Origin of the sequence: Candidatus Pelagibacter sp. HIMB1495 (assembly GCF_052047955.1) — a bacterium.
Lineage (GTDB): Bacteria > Pseudomonadota > Alphaproteobacteria > Pelagibacterales > Pelagibacteraceae > Pelagibacter.
In genome coordinates this window covers 989,681-1,004,814 of the sequence record NZ_JBNAIQ010000001.1, presented here as the reverse complement: position 1 = coordinate 1,004,814, position 15,134 = coordinate 989,681, and the positions used below count along the sequence as shown (strand labels likewise).

At 27.4% G+C, this 15,134-nt stretch carries 22 protein-coding genes and 1 riboswitch; of the genes, 15 read left to right on the top strand and 7 right to left on the bottom strand.

What is annotated here, in order from left to right; genetic code table 11:
- Positions 1 to 2 precede the first annotated feature (2 nt).
- The 5 genes from rpmF to ACTTAW_RS05380 are packed head-to-tail and all read left to right on the top strand — an operon-like array spanning position 3 to position 2,047.
- A complete protein-coding gene (gene rpmF, locus ACTTAW_RS05400) occupies positions 3 to 185 on the top strand; it encodes a 50S ribosomal protein L32 (protein WP_023853776.1) in 183 nt (60 codons plus the stop codon).
- Between the two features lie 13 nt (positions 186 to 198).
- Positions 199 to 1,200: a phosphate acyltransferase PlsX gene (gene plsX, locus ACTTAW_RS05395; RefSeq protein ID WP_440651444.1), complete on the top strand. Its 1,002-nt coding sequence runs from the start codon at positions 199 to 201 to the stop codon at positions 1,198 to 1,200.
- Entirely contained in the window at positions 1,201 to 1,500 is a 300-nt protein-coding gene (locus tag ACTTAW_RS05390; RefSeq protein WP_440651443.1) for an HU family DNA-binding protein, read from the top strand. It abuts the gene before it with no gap.
- Positions 1,493 to 1,855 (top strand): MerR family transcriptional regulator, encoded by a 363-nt coding sequence (locus ACTTAW_RS05385; RefSeq protein WP_440651442.1) that lies wholly within the window; start codon positions 1,493 to 1,495, stop codon positions 1,853 to 1,855. Before ACTTAW_RS05390 ends, ACTTAW_RS05385 begins: the two co-directional genes overlap by 8 nt.
- Complete coding sequence (locus ACTTAW_RS05380; protein WP_023853780.1) at positions 1,856 to 2,047, top strand: 50S ribosomal protein L33; 192 nt, start codon at positions 1,856 to 1,858, stop codon at positions 2,045 to 2,047. It begins immediately after the preceding gene.
- Position 2,048: 1 nt separating this feature from the next.
- On the opposite strand, the gene ACTTAW_RS05375 is transcribed toward ACTTAW_RS05380, so the two are convergent.
- Complete coding sequence (locus ACTTAW_RS05375; protein ID WP_440651441.1) at positions 2,049 to 2,339, bottom strand: chorismate mutase; 291 nt, start codon at positions 2,337 to 2,339, stop codon at positions 2,049 to 2,051.
- A gap of 43 nt (positions 2,340 to 2,382) precedes the next feature.
- Here ACTTAW_RS05375 and ACTTAW_RS05370 point away from each other — a divergent pair, with 43 nt between their 5' ends.
- Positions 2,383 to 3,408 (top strand): COX15/CtaA family protein, encoded by a 1,026-nt coding sequence (locus ACTTAW_RS05370; RefSeq protein ID WP_440651440.1) that lies wholly within the window; start codon positions 2,383 to 2,385, stop codon positions 3,406 to 3,408.
- A 27-nt stretch (positions 3,409 to 3,435) separates the two neighbouring features.
- On the opposite strand, the gene ACTTAW_RS05365 is transcribed toward ACTTAW_RS05370, so the two are convergent.
- Positions 3,436 to 4,764 carry an O-acetylhomoserine aminocarboxypropyltransferase/cysteine synthase family protein gene (locus ACTTAW_RS05365; protein ID WP_440651439.1) on the bottom strand — a complete coding sequence of 443 codons (1,329 nt, stop codon included), beginning with the start codon at positions 4,762 to 4,764 and terminating at the stop codon, positions 3,436 to 3,438.
- Positions 4,765 to 4,766: 2 nt separating this feature from the next.
- A riboswitch (SAM riboswitch) is annotated at positions 4,767 to 4,833 on the bottom strand.
- A 141-nt stretch (positions 4,834 to 4,974) separates the two neighbouring features.
- On the opposite strand from ACTTAW_RS05365, the gene rplM reads away from it, so the two are divergent.
- Genes rplM through ACTTAW_RS05330 form a run of 7 tightly spaced genes read left to right on the top strand, consistent with a single transcriptional unit; the run spans position 4,975 to position 10,211 of the window.
- Complete coding sequence (gene rplM, locus ACTTAW_RS05360; protein WP_440651438.1) at positions 4,975 to 5,433, top strand: 50S ribosomal protein L13; 459 nt, start codon at positions 4,975 to 4,977, stop codon at positions 5,431 to 5,433.
- Position 5,434: 1 nt separating this feature from the next.
- Positions 5,435 to 5,872, top strand: a complete 438-nt coding sequence (gene rpsI, locus ACTTAW_RS05355; protein WP_440614345.1) for a 30S ribosomal protein S9 — start codon at positions 5,435 to 5,437, stop codon at positions 5,870 to 5,872.
- A gap of 33 nt (positions 5,873 to 5,905) precedes the next feature.
- A complete protein-coding gene (argC, locus tag ACTTAW_RS05350; protein WP_440651437.1) occupies positions 5,906 to 6,928 on the top strand; it encodes an N-acetyl-gamma-glutamyl-phosphate reductase in 1,023 nt (340 codons plus the stop codon).
- The gene (locus tag ACTTAW_RS05345; protein WP_440618395.1) at positions 6,925 to 7,149 is read left to right on the top strand and encodes a hypothetical protein; all 225 of its coding nucleotides are present in this window, start codon (positions 6,925 to 6,927) and stop codon (positions 7,147 to 7,149) included. The genes argC and ACTTAW_RS05345 overlap by 4 nt, the downstream gene beginning before the upstream one ends.
- On the top strand, positions 7,146 to 8,438 hold the full coding sequence (locus ACTTAW_RS05340) for a homoserine dehydrogenase (protein ID WP_440651436.1): 1,293 nt from the start codon (positions 7,146 to 7,148) through the stop codon (positions 8,436 to 8,438). The genes ACTTAW_RS05345 and ACTTAW_RS05340 overlap by 4 nt, the downstream gene beginning before the upstream one ends.
- Positions 8,438 to 9,340: an AEC family transporter gene (locus ACTTAW_RS05335; protein WP_440649109.1), complete on the top strand. Its 903-nt coding sequence runs from the start codon at positions 8,438 to 8,440 to the stop codon at positions 9,338 to 9,340. Before ACTTAW_RS05340 ends, ACTTAW_RS05335 begins: the two co-directional genes overlap by 1 nt.
- A 16-nt stretch (positions 9,341 to 9,356) precedes the next feature.
- The gene (locus ACTTAW_RS05330) at positions 9,357 to 10,211 is read left to right on the top strand and encodes a DMT family transporter (protein WP_440651435.1); all 855 of its coding nucleotides are present in this window, start codon (positions 9,357 to 9,359) and stop codon (positions 10,209 to 10,211) included.
- A 541-nt stretch (positions 10,212 to 10,752) separates the two neighbouring features.
- Here the strand turns inward: ACTTAW_RS05330 and ACTTAW_RS05325 are convergent.
- The 3 genes from ACTTAW_RS05325 to ACTTAW_RS05315 are packed head-to-tail and all read right to left on the bottom strand — an operon-like array spanning position 10,753 to position 11,682.
- The gene (locus ACTTAW_RS05325) at positions 10,753 to 11,028 is read right to left on the bottom strand and encodes a methylated-DNA--[protein]-cysteine S-methyltransferase (protein ID WP_440649062.1); all 276 of its coding nucleotides are present in this window, start codon (positions 11,026 to 11,028) and stop codon (positions 10,753 to 10,755) included.
- On the bottom strand, positions 11,009 to 11,446 hold the full coding sequence (locus tag ACTTAW_RS05320) for an N-acetyltransferase family protein (protein ID WP_440651434.1): 438 nt from the start codon (positions 11,444 to 11,446) through the stop codon (positions 11,009 to 11,011). The genes ACTTAW_RS05325 and ACTTAW_RS05320 overlap by 20 nt, the downstream gene beginning before the upstream one ends.
- Positions 11,447 to 11,481: 35 nt before the next feature.
- The gene (locus ACTTAW_RS05315; RefSeq protein WP_440651433.1) at positions 11,482 to 11,682 is read right to left on the bottom strand and encodes a DUF6356 family protein; all 201 of its coding nucleotides are present in this window, start codon (positions 11,680 to 11,682) and stop codon (positions 11,482 to 11,484) included.
- Positions 11,683 to 11,764: 82 nt separating this feature from the next.
- Between ACTTAW_RS05315 and ACTTAW_RS05310 the strand changes: the two genes are divergently transcribed.
- Together ACTTAW_RS05310 and ACTTAW_RS05305 are read left to right on the top strand one after the other, a co-directional pair.
- On the top strand, positions 11,765 to 12,718 hold the full coding sequence (locus ACTTAW_RS05310) for a site-specific integrase (RefSeq protein WP_440651432.1): 954 nt from the start codon (positions 11,765 to 11,767) through the stop codon (positions 12,716 to 12,718).
- Between the two features lie 4 nt (positions 12,719 to 12,722).
- Positions 12,723 to 13,556 carry a glycosyltransferase gene (locus tag ACTTAW_RS05305; RefSeq protein ID WP_440651431.1) on the top strand — a complete coding sequence of 278 codons (834 nt, stop codon included), beginning with the start codon at positions 12,723 to 12,725 and terminating at the stop codon, positions 13,554 to 13,556.
- Positions 13,557 to 13,564: 8 nt separating this feature from the next.
- On the opposite strand, the gene ACTTAW_RS05300 is transcribed toward ACTTAW_RS05305, so the two are convergent.
- Positions 13,565 to 14,245 carry a class I SAM-dependent methyltransferase gene (locus tag ACTTAW_RS05300; RefSeq protein WP_440651430.1) on the bottom strand — a complete coding sequence of 227 codons (681 nt, stop codon included), beginning with the start codon at positions 14,243 to 14,245 and terminating at the stop codon, positions 13,565 to 13,567.
- A gap of 2 nt (positions 14,246 to 14,247) precedes the next feature.
- Positions 14,248 to 15,117 carry a glycosyltransferase family 2 protein gene (locus tag ACTTAW_RS05295; protein ID WP_440651429.1) on the bottom strand — a complete coding sequence of 290 codons (870 nt, stop codon included), beginning with the start codon at positions 15,115 to 15,117 and terminating at the stop codon, positions 14,248 to 14,250.
- Positions 15,118 to 15,134 lie beyond the last annotated feature (17 nt).

Genomic DNA, 15,134 nt, shown 5'->3' with positions numbered 1-15,134 from the left:
TTATGGCTGTACCTAAACGAAAACAAACCCCATCCAGAACTGGAATGAGAAGGGCACAAACAATGAAATTTTCAACTAAAAATATAGTTGAGGATAAAAAATCAGGTGAATACAGACTTTCTCATCACTTAGATTTAAAAACTGGTATGTATAAGGGTAGACAAGTTTTAGACCCAAAAGAATAGTATAATTATCTTAATGTCCGAAAAAATTAAAATTGCAGTTGATGCAATGGGAGGTGACGGTTCACCAAAAAAAGTTATTGATGGTATTGTTTACAACCACCAATCAAATAAAAACATTTTTTACAAAATATTTGGAGATAAAAATAAAATTTCTCCATTAATTGAAAATAAAATTAATAAAGAGTTCTATGAAATTTTCCATACACAGAATGCAATTAAAAGTACGGACAGTCCTTTAGAAGGGGCAAAAAGAGGAAAAGACACTAGTATGTGGCTTGCTATTCAAAGTGTCAAAGAAAAGCAGGCTGATATAGTTATATCTGCTGGTAATACTGGTGCTTTATTAGTTGTATCAAAATTAAATCTTAAAATGATCGAAAATATAGACAAACCTGCTTTATCTGCGCTTTGGCCAAATAAAAAAGGTATGAGCGTTGTATTAGATCTTGGAGCTAATATTGAGTGTAGTTCAAAAAATTTAAGTGATTTTTCTTCTATGGGAGCTGCTCTTTATAATTCATTATACCCAGATGAAATAGCCAATGTTGCTTTATTGAATATTGGCTCAGAAGAATTAAAGGGTAATGAAGTAATAAAAGAAACATATCAAGTTCTTAATGATAAAAAATCTGAAAACTTTAATTTTTCTGGATACATTGAGGGTAATCATATAATGGATGGTGAAGTTGATGTAATTGTATCTGATGGATTTACTGGAAATGTCGCATTAAAAACAGCTGAAGGGACAGCAAATTTTATTACAAGCGAATTGAAAAAAGCAATGACTGGAAATTGGATAGGAAAACTATCTTCTCTTCTAAACATTTCAAATTTAAAAAAATTTAAAAAAAGATTAGATCCAAGACTCTACAATGGTGCAATTTTTATAGGTTTAGATTCTCCAGTAGTAAAAAGTCATGGTGGCACTGATTACGTTGGCTTTGCTAACTCATTAGATGTTTGTCATAGAATTGTTAAAGGTAATTTGATAGAAAAGATTAAACAGAATCTTTAAATGAGAATAAATTTAACTAAAAAAGATTTAGTTAATTTAGTTTATATGCAACTAGGTTTTTCTAAACAGATTTCAGAAAATTTAATTGATGATTTTTTATCTACGATTGTTTCTAACATTAAATCTGAGAAAAAACTTAAATTATCTAAGTTTGGAACTTTTTCCATAAGACAGAAAAATAGCAGAATTGGCAGAAACCCAAAAACTAAGGAAACTAAAGTAATATCTAGTAGAGATGTTGTTTTATTTAAACCTTCAAAAGAATTTAAAGAGTTTATAAATCTTAAAGATTATGGATAAAGCTGATCAAGCTTATAAAACTATTGGTGAGGTTGCTAAAATTTTAGACTTAAAAGTCAATAAGAAGGGTTCTTTGCCTACTCACATAATAAGATTTTGGGAAACACAGTTTAAACAAATCAAGCCAAAAATTCTTAATTCTAATAGAAGATATTATGATGAAAAAAATATTGATCTTCTTAAGAAGATTAAATATTTGCTTAAAGATCAAGGAATGACAATTAATGGAGTTAAAAAGATCCTTGATAATGAAGATACTTTAAAGCTTGACGAAATGGCAGATAAATCTATAAAAGCTGAAAAATTAAAAAATAAGTTAACTAAAATATCAAATATTTTAAAAACATTAAAATAAATGGCGAAAAAAACACACGTAAAAGTTAGAATGGTACCTGAAGCTAAACCAGATAGTCCTTACTTTTACTATGTAAAAAAACCAGCAGGTGGTGAAAAAGCAAAAGTAAAATTATCTGCAAAAAAATACAATCCTGACACTAGAAAACACGAAATGTTTGTGGAGAAAAAACTTCCACCGCACAGTAAATAATTTATTTTTTTTTAAAATTTCTTCTTTCGTAATCAATATAAGACCAAATCATATTTTTCCAAATACGATTAGTTATCTTTGGATCAATGCCTTGTTTTAATGATTTTGCTTTAATTTTTTTTAAAATAAAATTAATTCTTTTCTTATCTACGATTTCTTTTTTAAATTCTTTAAGTTTTAAAACTTCCTCAACTAGATTTGTTCTATATTTTATAAGTGATAACAGTTTATTATCTAATTTATCTAGCTTAACTCTTATTAAATCTAGTTTTTTTTTATTATTTGGCGACATTTAATTTATTGGAATACTTAATAATTATTATATTTATTTGAGCATGTACAGTGAGAATAATCATTTAAATAATCAACTTAAATTGTGGATGCTATCATTATTAGTTTTAGTTTCTTTAATAATATTGGTAGGAGGCTTGACTAGATTAACTGACTCTGGTCTATCAATTACTACTTGGGAATTATTTGTTGGTTTTTTTCCTCCTTTTACAAATGAAAAATGGTTGGAATATTTTAGTTTATATAAAACAATTCCTGAATACAGCCAACAAAACTTCAATATGACTCTTGACGAATTCAAAGTAATATTCTGGTGGGAGTGGGGTCACAGGCAGTTAGGGAGAATAATTGGTTTAACTGTATTACTCCCAATGGTTTATTTTTCATTAAAACAAGGAGTTTGGATTATAAAAAAATATGGACTTATTTTTTTACTGGTTTGTTTTCAAGGATTTTTAGGTTGGTACATGGTATCTAGTGGATTAGTTGAAAGAATTGATGTTAGTCATTATAGACTTGCAATACATTTGGTAACAGCTTTTATCATTTTATCAATTGTATATTGGCAATTTTTAAAGTTATCATCCTCTTCAAATCAAACAGTTTCTATTAATCTTTTTATAGTAAAAATTTTTTTAGTCTTATTATTTTTGCAACTAATTATAGGTGCTTTTGTTTCTGGTATGGATGCTGGTAAAATTTATAACACTTGGCCATTGATGGGTGTTAATTATTTTCCTGATGATAGTAGTTTTAAAGAGTTTTTGAATTTAAAAGTTTTTGATAATCCTTCTATTGTTCAATTTATACATAGAAATTTAGCATACTTAATTATCGTCATTTATGTCCTAATCCTCTTAAAAGTAATTAATACTGGAAATAAAAAATTATACAAACCTATCACAGTAATTGGTTTGACTTTGGTATTTCAAATTTTTCTTGGAGTGATAACTATTTTATCTGGAGTAAAAATGTTATTTGCATCTTTACACCAGATAAATTCTATTTTGATAATACTTTCAACTTTGTATTTTATATTTATCATAAAATACAAAAGACAGATTAATTAATTTCTATTTGTAGACATATAAATAAATTTAACTAACTGCCTTTAAATTACCTTTTGATGATTTGTCTAAAGCTTGATCTAAATCATCAATGATATCATCAATATGTTCTAAACCAATACAAAGCCTAACATATCCTGGCGTTACACCTGAAGCAGCTAATTCATCCTCATTTAATTGACTGTGAGTAGTTGTTGCTGGGTGTATTGCTAAACTTCTAGCGTCACCTATATTCGCAACGTGGTAAAACATTTTTAAAGCCTCAATGAATTTTTTACCAGCTTCGATACCACCAGCTAATTCAATACCAACTAAAGCACCATTACCATTTTTCAGATATTTTTTTGCTCGACTTGATATCTCTTCATTATGTTCAGTGGAATAAATTACTCTCTCAACAGCTTTATGATTTTTTAAGTACTCTACAACTTTTGCGGCATTATCACAGTGTTGTTTCATTCTTAAAGCAACTGTTTCAAGTCCTTGTATGACGCCGAATGCATTATCTGGTGAAAGTGCTGATCCTAAATCTCTTAACAAGGTTACTCTTGCTCTTACTGCAAAAGCAACATTTGCACCTGTTAATTCGGGCACAGCTTTACCCCAAACAACACCTCCATAACTTGCATCAGGTTCATTAAATAGTGGCTGTCTTTTTGGATCTGCTGTCCAATCAAAATTTCCACCATCTACTAGTGCACCTCCAACTACTGTTCCATGACCTGCTATATATTTTGTTAAAGAATAAACAACCACAGCAGCACCATGTTCAATTGGTTTACAAATTATAGGGGCAGCAGTGTTATCCAAGATTAATGGAATGTTATATTTTCTACCAATATCCGAAACTTCTTTAATTGGAAAAACTCTTAAATATGGGTTTGGTAATGTTTCTCCATAAAAAGCTCTAGTTTTATCGTCTATTGCTTTTTCAAAGTTTTTTGGATCCGACGGATCTGCATACCTTACTTCTATACCAAGCTTACTTAAAGTATGCGTAAATAAAGAAACTGTTCCACCATAAAGATCTGTTGAACTAACAATATTGTCTCCGGCTTGAGCAACGTTTAATATTGCAAAAGTAGACGCTGTTTGACCAGAAGCTACAGTTAAACTTGCAAGACCACCCTCAAGAGCAGCGATTCTCTTTTCCAACACATCGTTAGTTGGATTCATTATTCGTGTATAGATGTTTCCAAACTCTTTTAACGCAAATAAATTAGCTGCATGTTCAGTGTTATTAAATTGATACGAGGTTGTTCTATAAATTGGAACTGCTACTGAATTTGTAGCTGGATCACTTCTGTAGTCTCCACCATGTATCGCAATAGTTTCTGGATTATTTCTTTTTGTACTCATTTTTACTCCTTTTTTAGTGCTTTTGCTTTATGCAAGGCGCACAATACAGTTCAAATGCCTACCGATTATAATTTTATGAAAATTCCATTTTAGCAGTTTTATGCCCGCAATAGGATCAAATCGGCAAGTGATAAATAGCATATTAGTTATGTTTTACAAGCTAAATATAAAATTGACTTTGAATAATTTAATAGTATTAATCCTCGCACAATGACAAAATTCACAAAAAAAGATCAAGTTACTTCGTCTTGGTACGAGATAGACGCAAAAAATGCAGTTGTTGGAAGATTAGCGACTGTTGTATCTAATATTATTAGAGGCAAAAATAAGACTACTTATACACCTCACATGGATGATGGAGATTTTGTTGTAGTAAAAAATATCGAACAAGCAAAATTTACTGGCAAGAAGTTTCAAAACAAAAAGTACTATAGACACACAGGACATCCTGGTGGAATTAAAGTTACCACACCAGAAAAACTTCATGAAAAAAAACCTGGAGAAACTTTGAAATTAGCAGTTAAAAGAATGTTGCCTGGTGGTGTTTTGGGTAGAAAACAACTAACAAAATTAAAAATTTATTCTGGAAGTGAGCATCCACATGCTGCACAAAACCCAAAACTTATAGAATTAGATAAACTAAACAATAAAAACATTGCAAGAAATTAATATGGAAAACGTACAATCAAACACAAAAACTCCTAAATTAAAGTTAGACTTTAAAGATAGTAAGTACGCGACAGGTAGAAGAAAAACTTCAATAGCAAAAGTTTGGTTAAAAAAAGGTTCTGGTAAAATTTATGTTAATGGCAAATTATATAATGAGTATTTTGCTGATGAAATTCACAAAATGCAAATTACAAGACCTTTTGAAATTATAAATCAAGCTACAGATTATGATGTTAGATGTAGTGTAAAAGGTGGCGGACCTACAGGTCAAGCTGGAGCAATGGTTCATGGTATTTCTAAAGCTTTGGTTCTCTTTGATGAAAATTTAAAAACAACATTGAAAACTGAAAAGCTTACAACCAGAGATTCTAGAGCTGTTGAGAGAAAAAAACCTGGTAGAAGAAAAGCTAGAAGAAGCTTCCAGTTTTCTAAAAGATAATTTTTTTTACAATTTAAACTGCTATAATAAAAAATGCCTAAGCTTAATGCATTAGTTGCCGGATCTACAGGATATATTGGTGTTCAATTAATTAAGTTATTAATTAACCATAAATATATTAATATTAAATATCTATGTGGAAACTCGTCTGTTGGAAAAAATATTTCTAATTATGATAAATCTCTGTCAAAAAAAAAATTACCTAAAATCGTAAAATTTAATCCTAAACTGTTAAATGGTATTGATGTTGTCTTTACAGCTCTACCAAATGGTGAAGCTCAAGATATAGCAAAAAAACTTAATGATAATGTTACTTTAATTGATTTAGCAGCAGATTTTAGATTAAAAAAAGCTAATGATTATTTAAAATGGTATAAACAAAAACACCGAGCTCCAAAATTACAGAAGAAAAGCATTTATTGTTTACCCGAAATAAATCGCGATGAATTAAAAAATCACAATATAATTTCATGTCCAGGATGTTATCCAACATCAATATTATTACCTCTTGTTCCGCTAATTAAAAAAAAATTAGTTAAATTAGACAATATAATCATTGATTCAAAATCTGGATATTCTGGCGCCGGTAGAGGAGTTCATAAAAAATATAAAGATAAGAATTTATACGAGTCTTTGAGTGCTTATGGTGTTGGTTTTCATAGACATAATTCTGAAATTCATCAATTTTTAAGCAAATTTACAAATAAAAATTTTCAATTTAGTTTTACGCCACATTTATCTCCAATGTTTAGAGGTATATTAAGTACAACTTATTTAGATTTAGAAAAAAATGTTAATCAATCAAAAATCATCAAAACACTTAAGATGTCTTATAAAGGAGAAAATTTTGTTAAAATATTAGATTCTGATAAACTGTTGAGCACAAATGATGTTATCAATACAAACAATTGCTTTATCACAGTGTGTAGATCAAAATATAAAAACAAAATAATCATTATTTCTGCAATAGACAATTTAATCAAAGGTGGAGCAGGTCAGGCTGTTCAAAATTTAAATAATAAATTTAATTTTCCTGAAAGAACTGCTTTAAAATGAAATATTTGTTAATTATTTTTCTAATTTTTTTATGTAATTGCTCTTTAAATAAAGATTCTCAGTATTGGACAGAACATCCTGCTGAAAATAAAAAAAATCAAAAAAAAATAACTGAAATACTTAAAAAGTCAGACGATATAACAAAAATGACATTAGAAGAATATGAGATTTATATAGATGACTATACTAAAAAAAGTAAATATCCAGATATAAGCAAATGAAAAATATAGTGAATGTTGCAGTTGTTGGACTTGGTCAAGTCGGCAATTATTTATTTAATGAATTAATTGTTAAAAAAAAAGATATTGAACTTAAAACAGGCAAAAGAGTTAACGTAGTAGCTATTTCCGCAAAAAATATAAATAAAAAAAGAAAATATAAAATTAATAGAAAAATTTTTTATAAAAACCCTTTTGAAATTTTTAAAAAAGAAAAAGTTGATATATTATTTGAAGTAATTGGACAATCTGATGGGGTTTCTAAAAAATTAGTTGAAACTGCTTTAAAGAATAAAATTCATGTAATTACTCCAAATAAAGCTTTAATTTCAAAACATGGAAACAATTTAGCAAAACTAGCTGAAAAAAATAATGTCAATTTAGAATTCGAAGCATCTGTTGCTGGTGGGATACCGATATTGAGATCTATTAAAGAAGGATTAGCTACTAATAAATTATCTAAAGTTTATGGAATTTTAAATGGTACTTCAAATTATATATTGTCAGAGATGGAAAATTCTGAGCAAAATTTTGCTGATGTTTTGAAAAAAGCTCAAATGCTTGGATATGCTGAACCAGGAAATCCAAAATTAGATTTAAATGGTTTTGATGCATTTGCAAAAGTGAGAATTTTATCTGCTTTGGCTTTTAATAGTAAAATATCAAATAAAAAATGTTTAATGGAAGGAATAGAAAAGATTGATTTAAAAGATATTAAAATTGCAAATCAATTAGATTTAAGAATTAAACTACTGGGTATCTCTGAACTCAAAAATAATCAACTTTTTGAAACTGTTCATCCATGTCTTGTAAGTAAAAAATCATATATTGGTAATGTAAATGGAGTAATGAACGCTGTTATCCTTAATGGCAAACCAGTAGGAGAAAGTGTATTACAAGGGGAGGGTGCTGGACCAGGTCCCACTTCATCATCTTTATTATCTGACTTATTATCTATTTTAAGAGGAAACATTAAAAAGCCATTTGGTGTAAGTGTAAATAAACTTAAAACTTTAAAGACTTACAATGTAAATAATTATGTTAATTCTTTATATTTAAGATTTGAAGTTAAAGATAAACCAGGCGTTTTATCTCAAATAACCAATCGTTTAGCTAAATATAAAATTTCTGTCAAAAGATTAATTCAAACTCCAGATAAAAAAAATAATAAAGCTACAATAGTAATAGTTACTCATAAAACCACAGAATTAAATTGTAATAGCTGTTTATCTATATTTAAAAAAAATAAGAATATCTTAAAATCACCTACGTTAATTAGATTGCTTGATTAATGGAAATATATTTCAAACTTATTGAAGTATTATTTCCTGTATTTTTTGTGGTTGGGATTGGATATTATCTTGGTAAGAAAAAACCAGATTTTGATAATTCCTTTATAACTACTTTTGCCTCAAATGTTGGTACACCTGCAATGGTTATATATTCTATTACTTCTACAGGTATAACATTTGAACAATATACCAGTTATTTTATTTATTATTTAATTGCTATTGCTGGTTTTGGTTTAACAGGCATAATTATTTTATTTCTATTAAAAACTAAAGATATCATTAGAGAAATCCCAGTATTTCTTCTTCCTAATAATGGAAATATGGGTATTCCTATTTGTCTTTTTGCTTATGGTTCACAAGGTTTAGGAATAGCTGCATCAATATCTTCTCTTATAATTTTACTTCACTTTACATTAGGAGTGTTTCTAGCCGACAGAAAATTTGACTTTAATATTTTAATTAAAAATCCACCTTTTTACGCAATTATATTTTCAGTTACTTTTATTTATTTTGACTTGGAGATGCCCAAGGCAATTATTAATTTAACTGAATTGTTAACATATACAGCAATTGTTTTAATATTAATGTCGTTAGGAATTGCATTAACAAAATTAAAAATTTTTTCTTTCACCAATTCAATAATTGCCTCTATTGGAAGAGTAATAATTGGACCTGTGATTGGTTTTTTAATTATAATTTTTTTCGATCTTTCTGGATTTGGTGCAGGTGTAATTTTAATTCAATCTGCTATGCCAAGTGCTATTTTAAATTATTTAATTGGATCAATGTACTCACCAAAAGAAATAGTAGATAACATCGCTAGCACTATTGTTGTTTCTACATTAATGTCATTTATTACAGTTCCAATAGTTGTATTCTTTGCTTTAAAATACTTCTATTAAGATATATCTTTCAGTTGTGAAGGCTATAATTTTAAATGCATCTGCTTGGATGATTGTTCCTGTTATGGATGCGTTTGCTAAATATTTAAGCTCATCAATGGATGTTTTGCAAATAACATGGGCTAGATATTTTTTTACCGTAGTTTTTACTCTGTCTTTAATGCTTATATTTTATAGAAAGTCATTAGTTTGGACTAAAAAACCGGCTCTTCAACTAATAAGAGGTTTGATATTTGTTTTTTCTACGTATTTATTCTTTTATGCGATTTCTGAAATTTCACTCCCTAAAGCTTTAACTTTAGCATTTGTAGCACCAATTTGTGTCACAGCTTTATCTCCATTTTTTTTAAATGAGAAAGTAGGGGTGAAAAGATGGACTGCTGTATCGTTAGGATTTGTTGGTACTTTGATTGTTATTAGACCTGGATTTATTGAACTTAATTTAGCTACTTTAGCTGCTTTAGGTAATGGAATTTGTTATGGATTTTACCTTATTATAACAAGAAAACTTAGCACTTCAGATAACCCTCTTTTAACGCTTTTGCTTTCAGGTTTAATAGGAACGGTCATTATTAGCTTATTTATGCCTTCTGTATGGGTAAATCCTACTACAAATCAGTGGATTTTAATGGCTTTAATCGGCCTTATAGCCTCTGTAGCCCATCTTTTCCTAATTTTATCACTCAAATATGCTGATGCCTCAAAATTAGCTCCTTTGGGCTATACAGAAATCATAACAAACATATTAATTAGCTATTATTTCTTTTATGAATTACCGGATAATTGGACTTATTTAGGTCTTTTTATAATTGTCTTAAGTGGTCTCTATATAACCAGAAGAGAATATATTTTAAAAAGAAGTAATAAATAGTATTTATTTGTATACTAATTATTAATGTTTTACATTAATATATATTATTAAATTATTGTAATTATTGAATAAATTATTTATATATAAATATAATTAAAATGTATTAATATTTTTTGAAGTAAAGTAATATTTTGGTTTTTTAACTAAAATCATAAATATTAATAGCTTTTTTGGATCACATTGATTTAGAAAAAAATACTAATTTCAGCTAAAACGTTGAAAAATAATTTAAATTGCTAGAAGTGTTTAATTGCAACATTTTTTTACTAATAAAATTCTAAATTGTATCTTTGCATCAAAAATTATAGGGCAGGTGGCTTAAAAAAGCTGTAAAATAAAGCAAATTTAAGACATTAAAAAAGGGTTGATATCATTGAATAATAGAGCAATGCAGTAATAGAATATGCTCTTTAATCGCCCATAGAGGGTATTTATTTAGTTATATTAGAATACATAGTACAACTGAAGGGAGAATAGTCCTATTTACATGATTATTCATGAAAATCGTCTAAAAATCTTTAATTTCAACACTTTTTTAACCTTAAATGTCAATTTTTTCAGATCTAAGTAAACGCAGCTTAGTCTTAATTCCGCCTTTTCCTGAGTATCCTCCAAGAGATCCGTCAGTCCTAATTACCCTGTGACAAGGTATTTTCGGAGGATATGGGTTTTTCCCAACTGCATTTGCTACCGCTCTATGAGCTTTAGGCTTCCCAATAGCTTTTGCCACCTGAAGGTAAGTTCTTACTTCTCCTTTAGGTATTTTTTTCAAATAATTCCAAACTTTTATCTGAAATTTAGTCCCTTTTAAGTTCATATAATTCAAATCCTGTATTTTTTGCAATTTTATCATATAATTTTTTCGCTGTCTCATTGGAAGAGTGAGTTATCCAACGAATTCCATCCCAATTGTTCTCTTTAGATAAGGATTCTATGTATTTTATAAGTTTTTGAGCTATTTTCTGGCCTCTAAAATGTTCATCTACAAATAAATCATCTAAAAATCCAATATATTGACCTTTAATTGGTCTTGGCATTGTTCTGTAATGTGCAATTCCAACAATTTTATCCTCAATTTCGTAACATATTCCATTCACAACATGATTTTCATCGTGTATCCAACTCCATAAAGTATCTAAAATCTCTTGTTTCATAGGAACTTTGTAAAATTTTGCGTAACCGCAATATAATTTTATCCAATTTTCCTTATCTTTTCTTTTAATTTCTCTAATCATTTACATTAGTTATTTGTCTTAAATTATTGTAATAATTATCTTTTTTGGTTTATAAAATTATATAGTTCTTTTATTCCATTACTCGCATTTCTTTGGAAGATTGCAGGTATTAATCCATGAATTAAAGCCATAAATCCACCAGTAATCATTTTTGAGCTTACTTTGAACGCTACGTTCATATGTTCTGCATAACTTTCATTAACTGAATTAAGATGTTCTTTTGATTTTTTGATCATAATTTTTATAATTATTAGTATTGACTATTAAAATCTATTAATATATTACTAACGATAATTAATTGTTATCATTACTAATTATATGAACGAACTAACAACAGACTTAAAATCTCTTCATGAAGCAACTTTAAACAACCTTAAAAACTCAAAGGCAAATAATACTTTAAGAGCTTATAAATCTGACTTTAAGGACTTTGGAGCTTTTTGTGCAAAGCATGGATTAAATCCATTGCCAACAGAGCCAAAAATAGTTTCTTTATACCTAACCCATCTTTCAAAAAACTCAAAAATTAGCACTTTAAGACGAAGATTGGTTTCTATTAGCATGGTTCATAGGATGAAAGGTCATTATCTAGACACTAAACACCCAATGATTGTTGAAAATTTAATGGGAATAAAAAGGGTCAAAGGAAGTATTCAAAAAGGTAAAAAACCTTTATTAATTAATCATTTAAAATTAATTATTAATATAATAAATGAACAAAAAAAAAAAGAAATAAAAAAACTTAGAGACAAGTCAATAATCTTAATTGGCTTTGGAGGAGGCTTTAGAAGAAGTGAGCTCATTTCAATTAATCATGAAGATTTGGAATTTGTTCCTGAAGGCTTAAAAATTAACATTAAAAGATCTAAGACTGACCAATTCGGAGAAGGAATGACAAAAGGACTTCCCTACTTCGAGAATGAAATTTACTGTCCTGTTACAAATTTGAAAAAATGGTTAGAAATTTCAAAAATTAATTCAGGACCTATTTTTAGAAGATTTTCTAAGGGATTTTTATTAACAGACAAAAGACTAACTGACCAATCTGTAGTTTTATTAATGAAAGAGTATTTAAATTTAGCAGGCATTGAAAGCAAAAATTTTGCAGGTCATAGTTTAAGGTCGGGTTTTGCAACAGTAGCCGCTGAATCAGGCGCTGATGAGCGAAGTATAATGGCAATGACAGGTCATAAAACAACACAAATGGTTAGAAGATATATTAGAGAGGTAAATATATTTAAGAATAATGCTTTAAATAAAATTAAATTATAAATTAATGAAAATTAACCAAAATCTCTCAATTATAATAATTTCTTTTCGTAGCAGAGAAAAAGTAATTAAATTAGTTAATAATATTTCATCAGAAATTCAAATAGTTGTTATAGATAATTCAGAGGATAAAAAACTAAAGAAAGAGTTAGAGAGATTTAAAAATATAAAGGTTTTTCTTAAGAGAAATATTGGCTATGGAGCTGCAGCAAATTTTGCAAAAACAAAAATTAATACTAAATTTTTTTTATTATGCAATCCCGATTTAGAAGATCTAGATAATAATAAAATTAAAGAATTTTATAAAATTGGAAATAGATTGTATCCAAATTTTTTAGCAATAGGTCCAAATTATAATTTTAATAATCAATTAGAAAAGTTTGACTATGAAATTAAAAAAAAAATCAGTGGGTCTTGCATGTTTTTTAACAGCAAAAAATTTGAAATGTTAAAAGGTTTTGATGAGAATATTTTCTTATACTTTGAAGAAGATGATTTGTGCAAAAGAGCAAATAAAGAAAAAATATATTCCTATGTTGCAAATTTTATAAAAATTAATCATAATATTGGTACTTCTGTTAAATCTGATCACATTTTTCAAAGAAACAAGTTAAAAGAATTAACTACTTGGCATTTCATATGGTCAAAATTTTATTACTATAACAAACATTATGGAAAATTAATTAGTGTTATTATTTTCATCCCAACAATTTTAAGAATATTTTTTAAATTAATTTTTTCAAAATTAATCAACAACAAAAGTAAATTTAAGAAATATAAAATAAGACTTTCAGGTTTATTCAGTTCAATAATTGGGACAAAATCATATAAAAGATTGTAAGAATTCAATTAAATAATTTCCAATAACTTTTTATATTCAATAACTCTCATAAATACATGATGTTTCTTATAGTAGTCTCTAAACTTTAAATTTTGAAAATTTGAAGTGTCCAACTTCAAAATATCTGTATTTTTTCTATTAAATATTATACCTACACCGTAATCTATTTTACAGGTAAAGGTATCAAAATTAGGGTTAGTTCGCATTTCAACAATAGATTTCCAAACATCACCATTCCACGAACCTCTATATCTTGGCACAGCCTGATGAGCAATAGATCTAGGCAAACAATCATGAATTAAAACATAGCCATTTTCTTTTATAATTTTTAGTGAATTGTATATATCTCTTATAACTTGATCGTAATGATGTAGACCATCAATAAATATTAAATCAAATTTTTGAGTATTAGACTTAAAAAAATTATCACTAGTATCTCTTATTGTGCCTCCACTAACAGGATCAACACCAACTTTATTTTTAATTTTAATCTTTGAAAATGATTGATCTTTATCACAACCAATTTCTAAATAATTTTCAAATGAATATTTATCAATTAAATGCTGGATTAAATGCCACCTATATATGTCCTTAGGAAAATCAATTTTTAATTTTTTGAAAAATCTTTCTACAAAAATAAAATAGTACAATCTATTAAAAATTAATTTAAATATATTTAAATTTTCCATAATTAATTTTTAATTAGATTGTTAATATTTTTATAAATTAACTTCAAATAAATGTATTGAATTTTGCATTTAATAAGAGCAAAAAAATAGTTTAGATCTTTTATAGGTTCTTTCAATTCTCCATAGTAATTTTCCATTGATCTAAGGTAGTATTTTTTAAAAAATTTTATAGATATTTTCCACTTCATTAGAAAAAGTTTACTACTTTTACTGCCAATATAATTTTTTTCTTTCCTCATCGTTTTAATATCAAAATGATATACTTTTGAATTTCCTAGACCTTTAAAAACTCTTACACCTTCTTTCCACAACTTCATATTTAGGTCAGGATCTGATCCAGAGCCTGGAAAAAATTCTTCACTTAATCCGTTAACTTTTTCCCAATACTCTTTGTGTATAATATGGGGCGCCCAAGTACTCCCTTGAAAATCTCTAAATTTTTTTTGCTTATAATCGTTTAGTAATTTTGTCTCATTAAAATTTTTATAATCTGTTCCACAATTTAATGAATAATTACCATTTGTTGCAATCATTGAACCTGAAAAATAAAATCTATTATGTTTAAGTTTATTTATTTCGTTTAACATTGTAGTGTCCCAACCTGGACAAAAATAAAAATCATCATGTGAATATAATATATAATCATGAATAGTTTTTTTAGATGCTAAATTTAATCCTTTGCAGATACCAGAATTGTACTCTGTGAATGTATGTGTTATTTTTTTCTCTTGAATATATTCTAAAGTCCCATCGTTACCTATGTTTACATGAACAATAACTTGATGATTAAATCTTGAGTTTTTTTGTATACTTTTAATGCATATTTTTAAATATTCTAAATTATTTAAGGTTGGGATTAATATTGAAAACATTATAATTTAATTTTAAA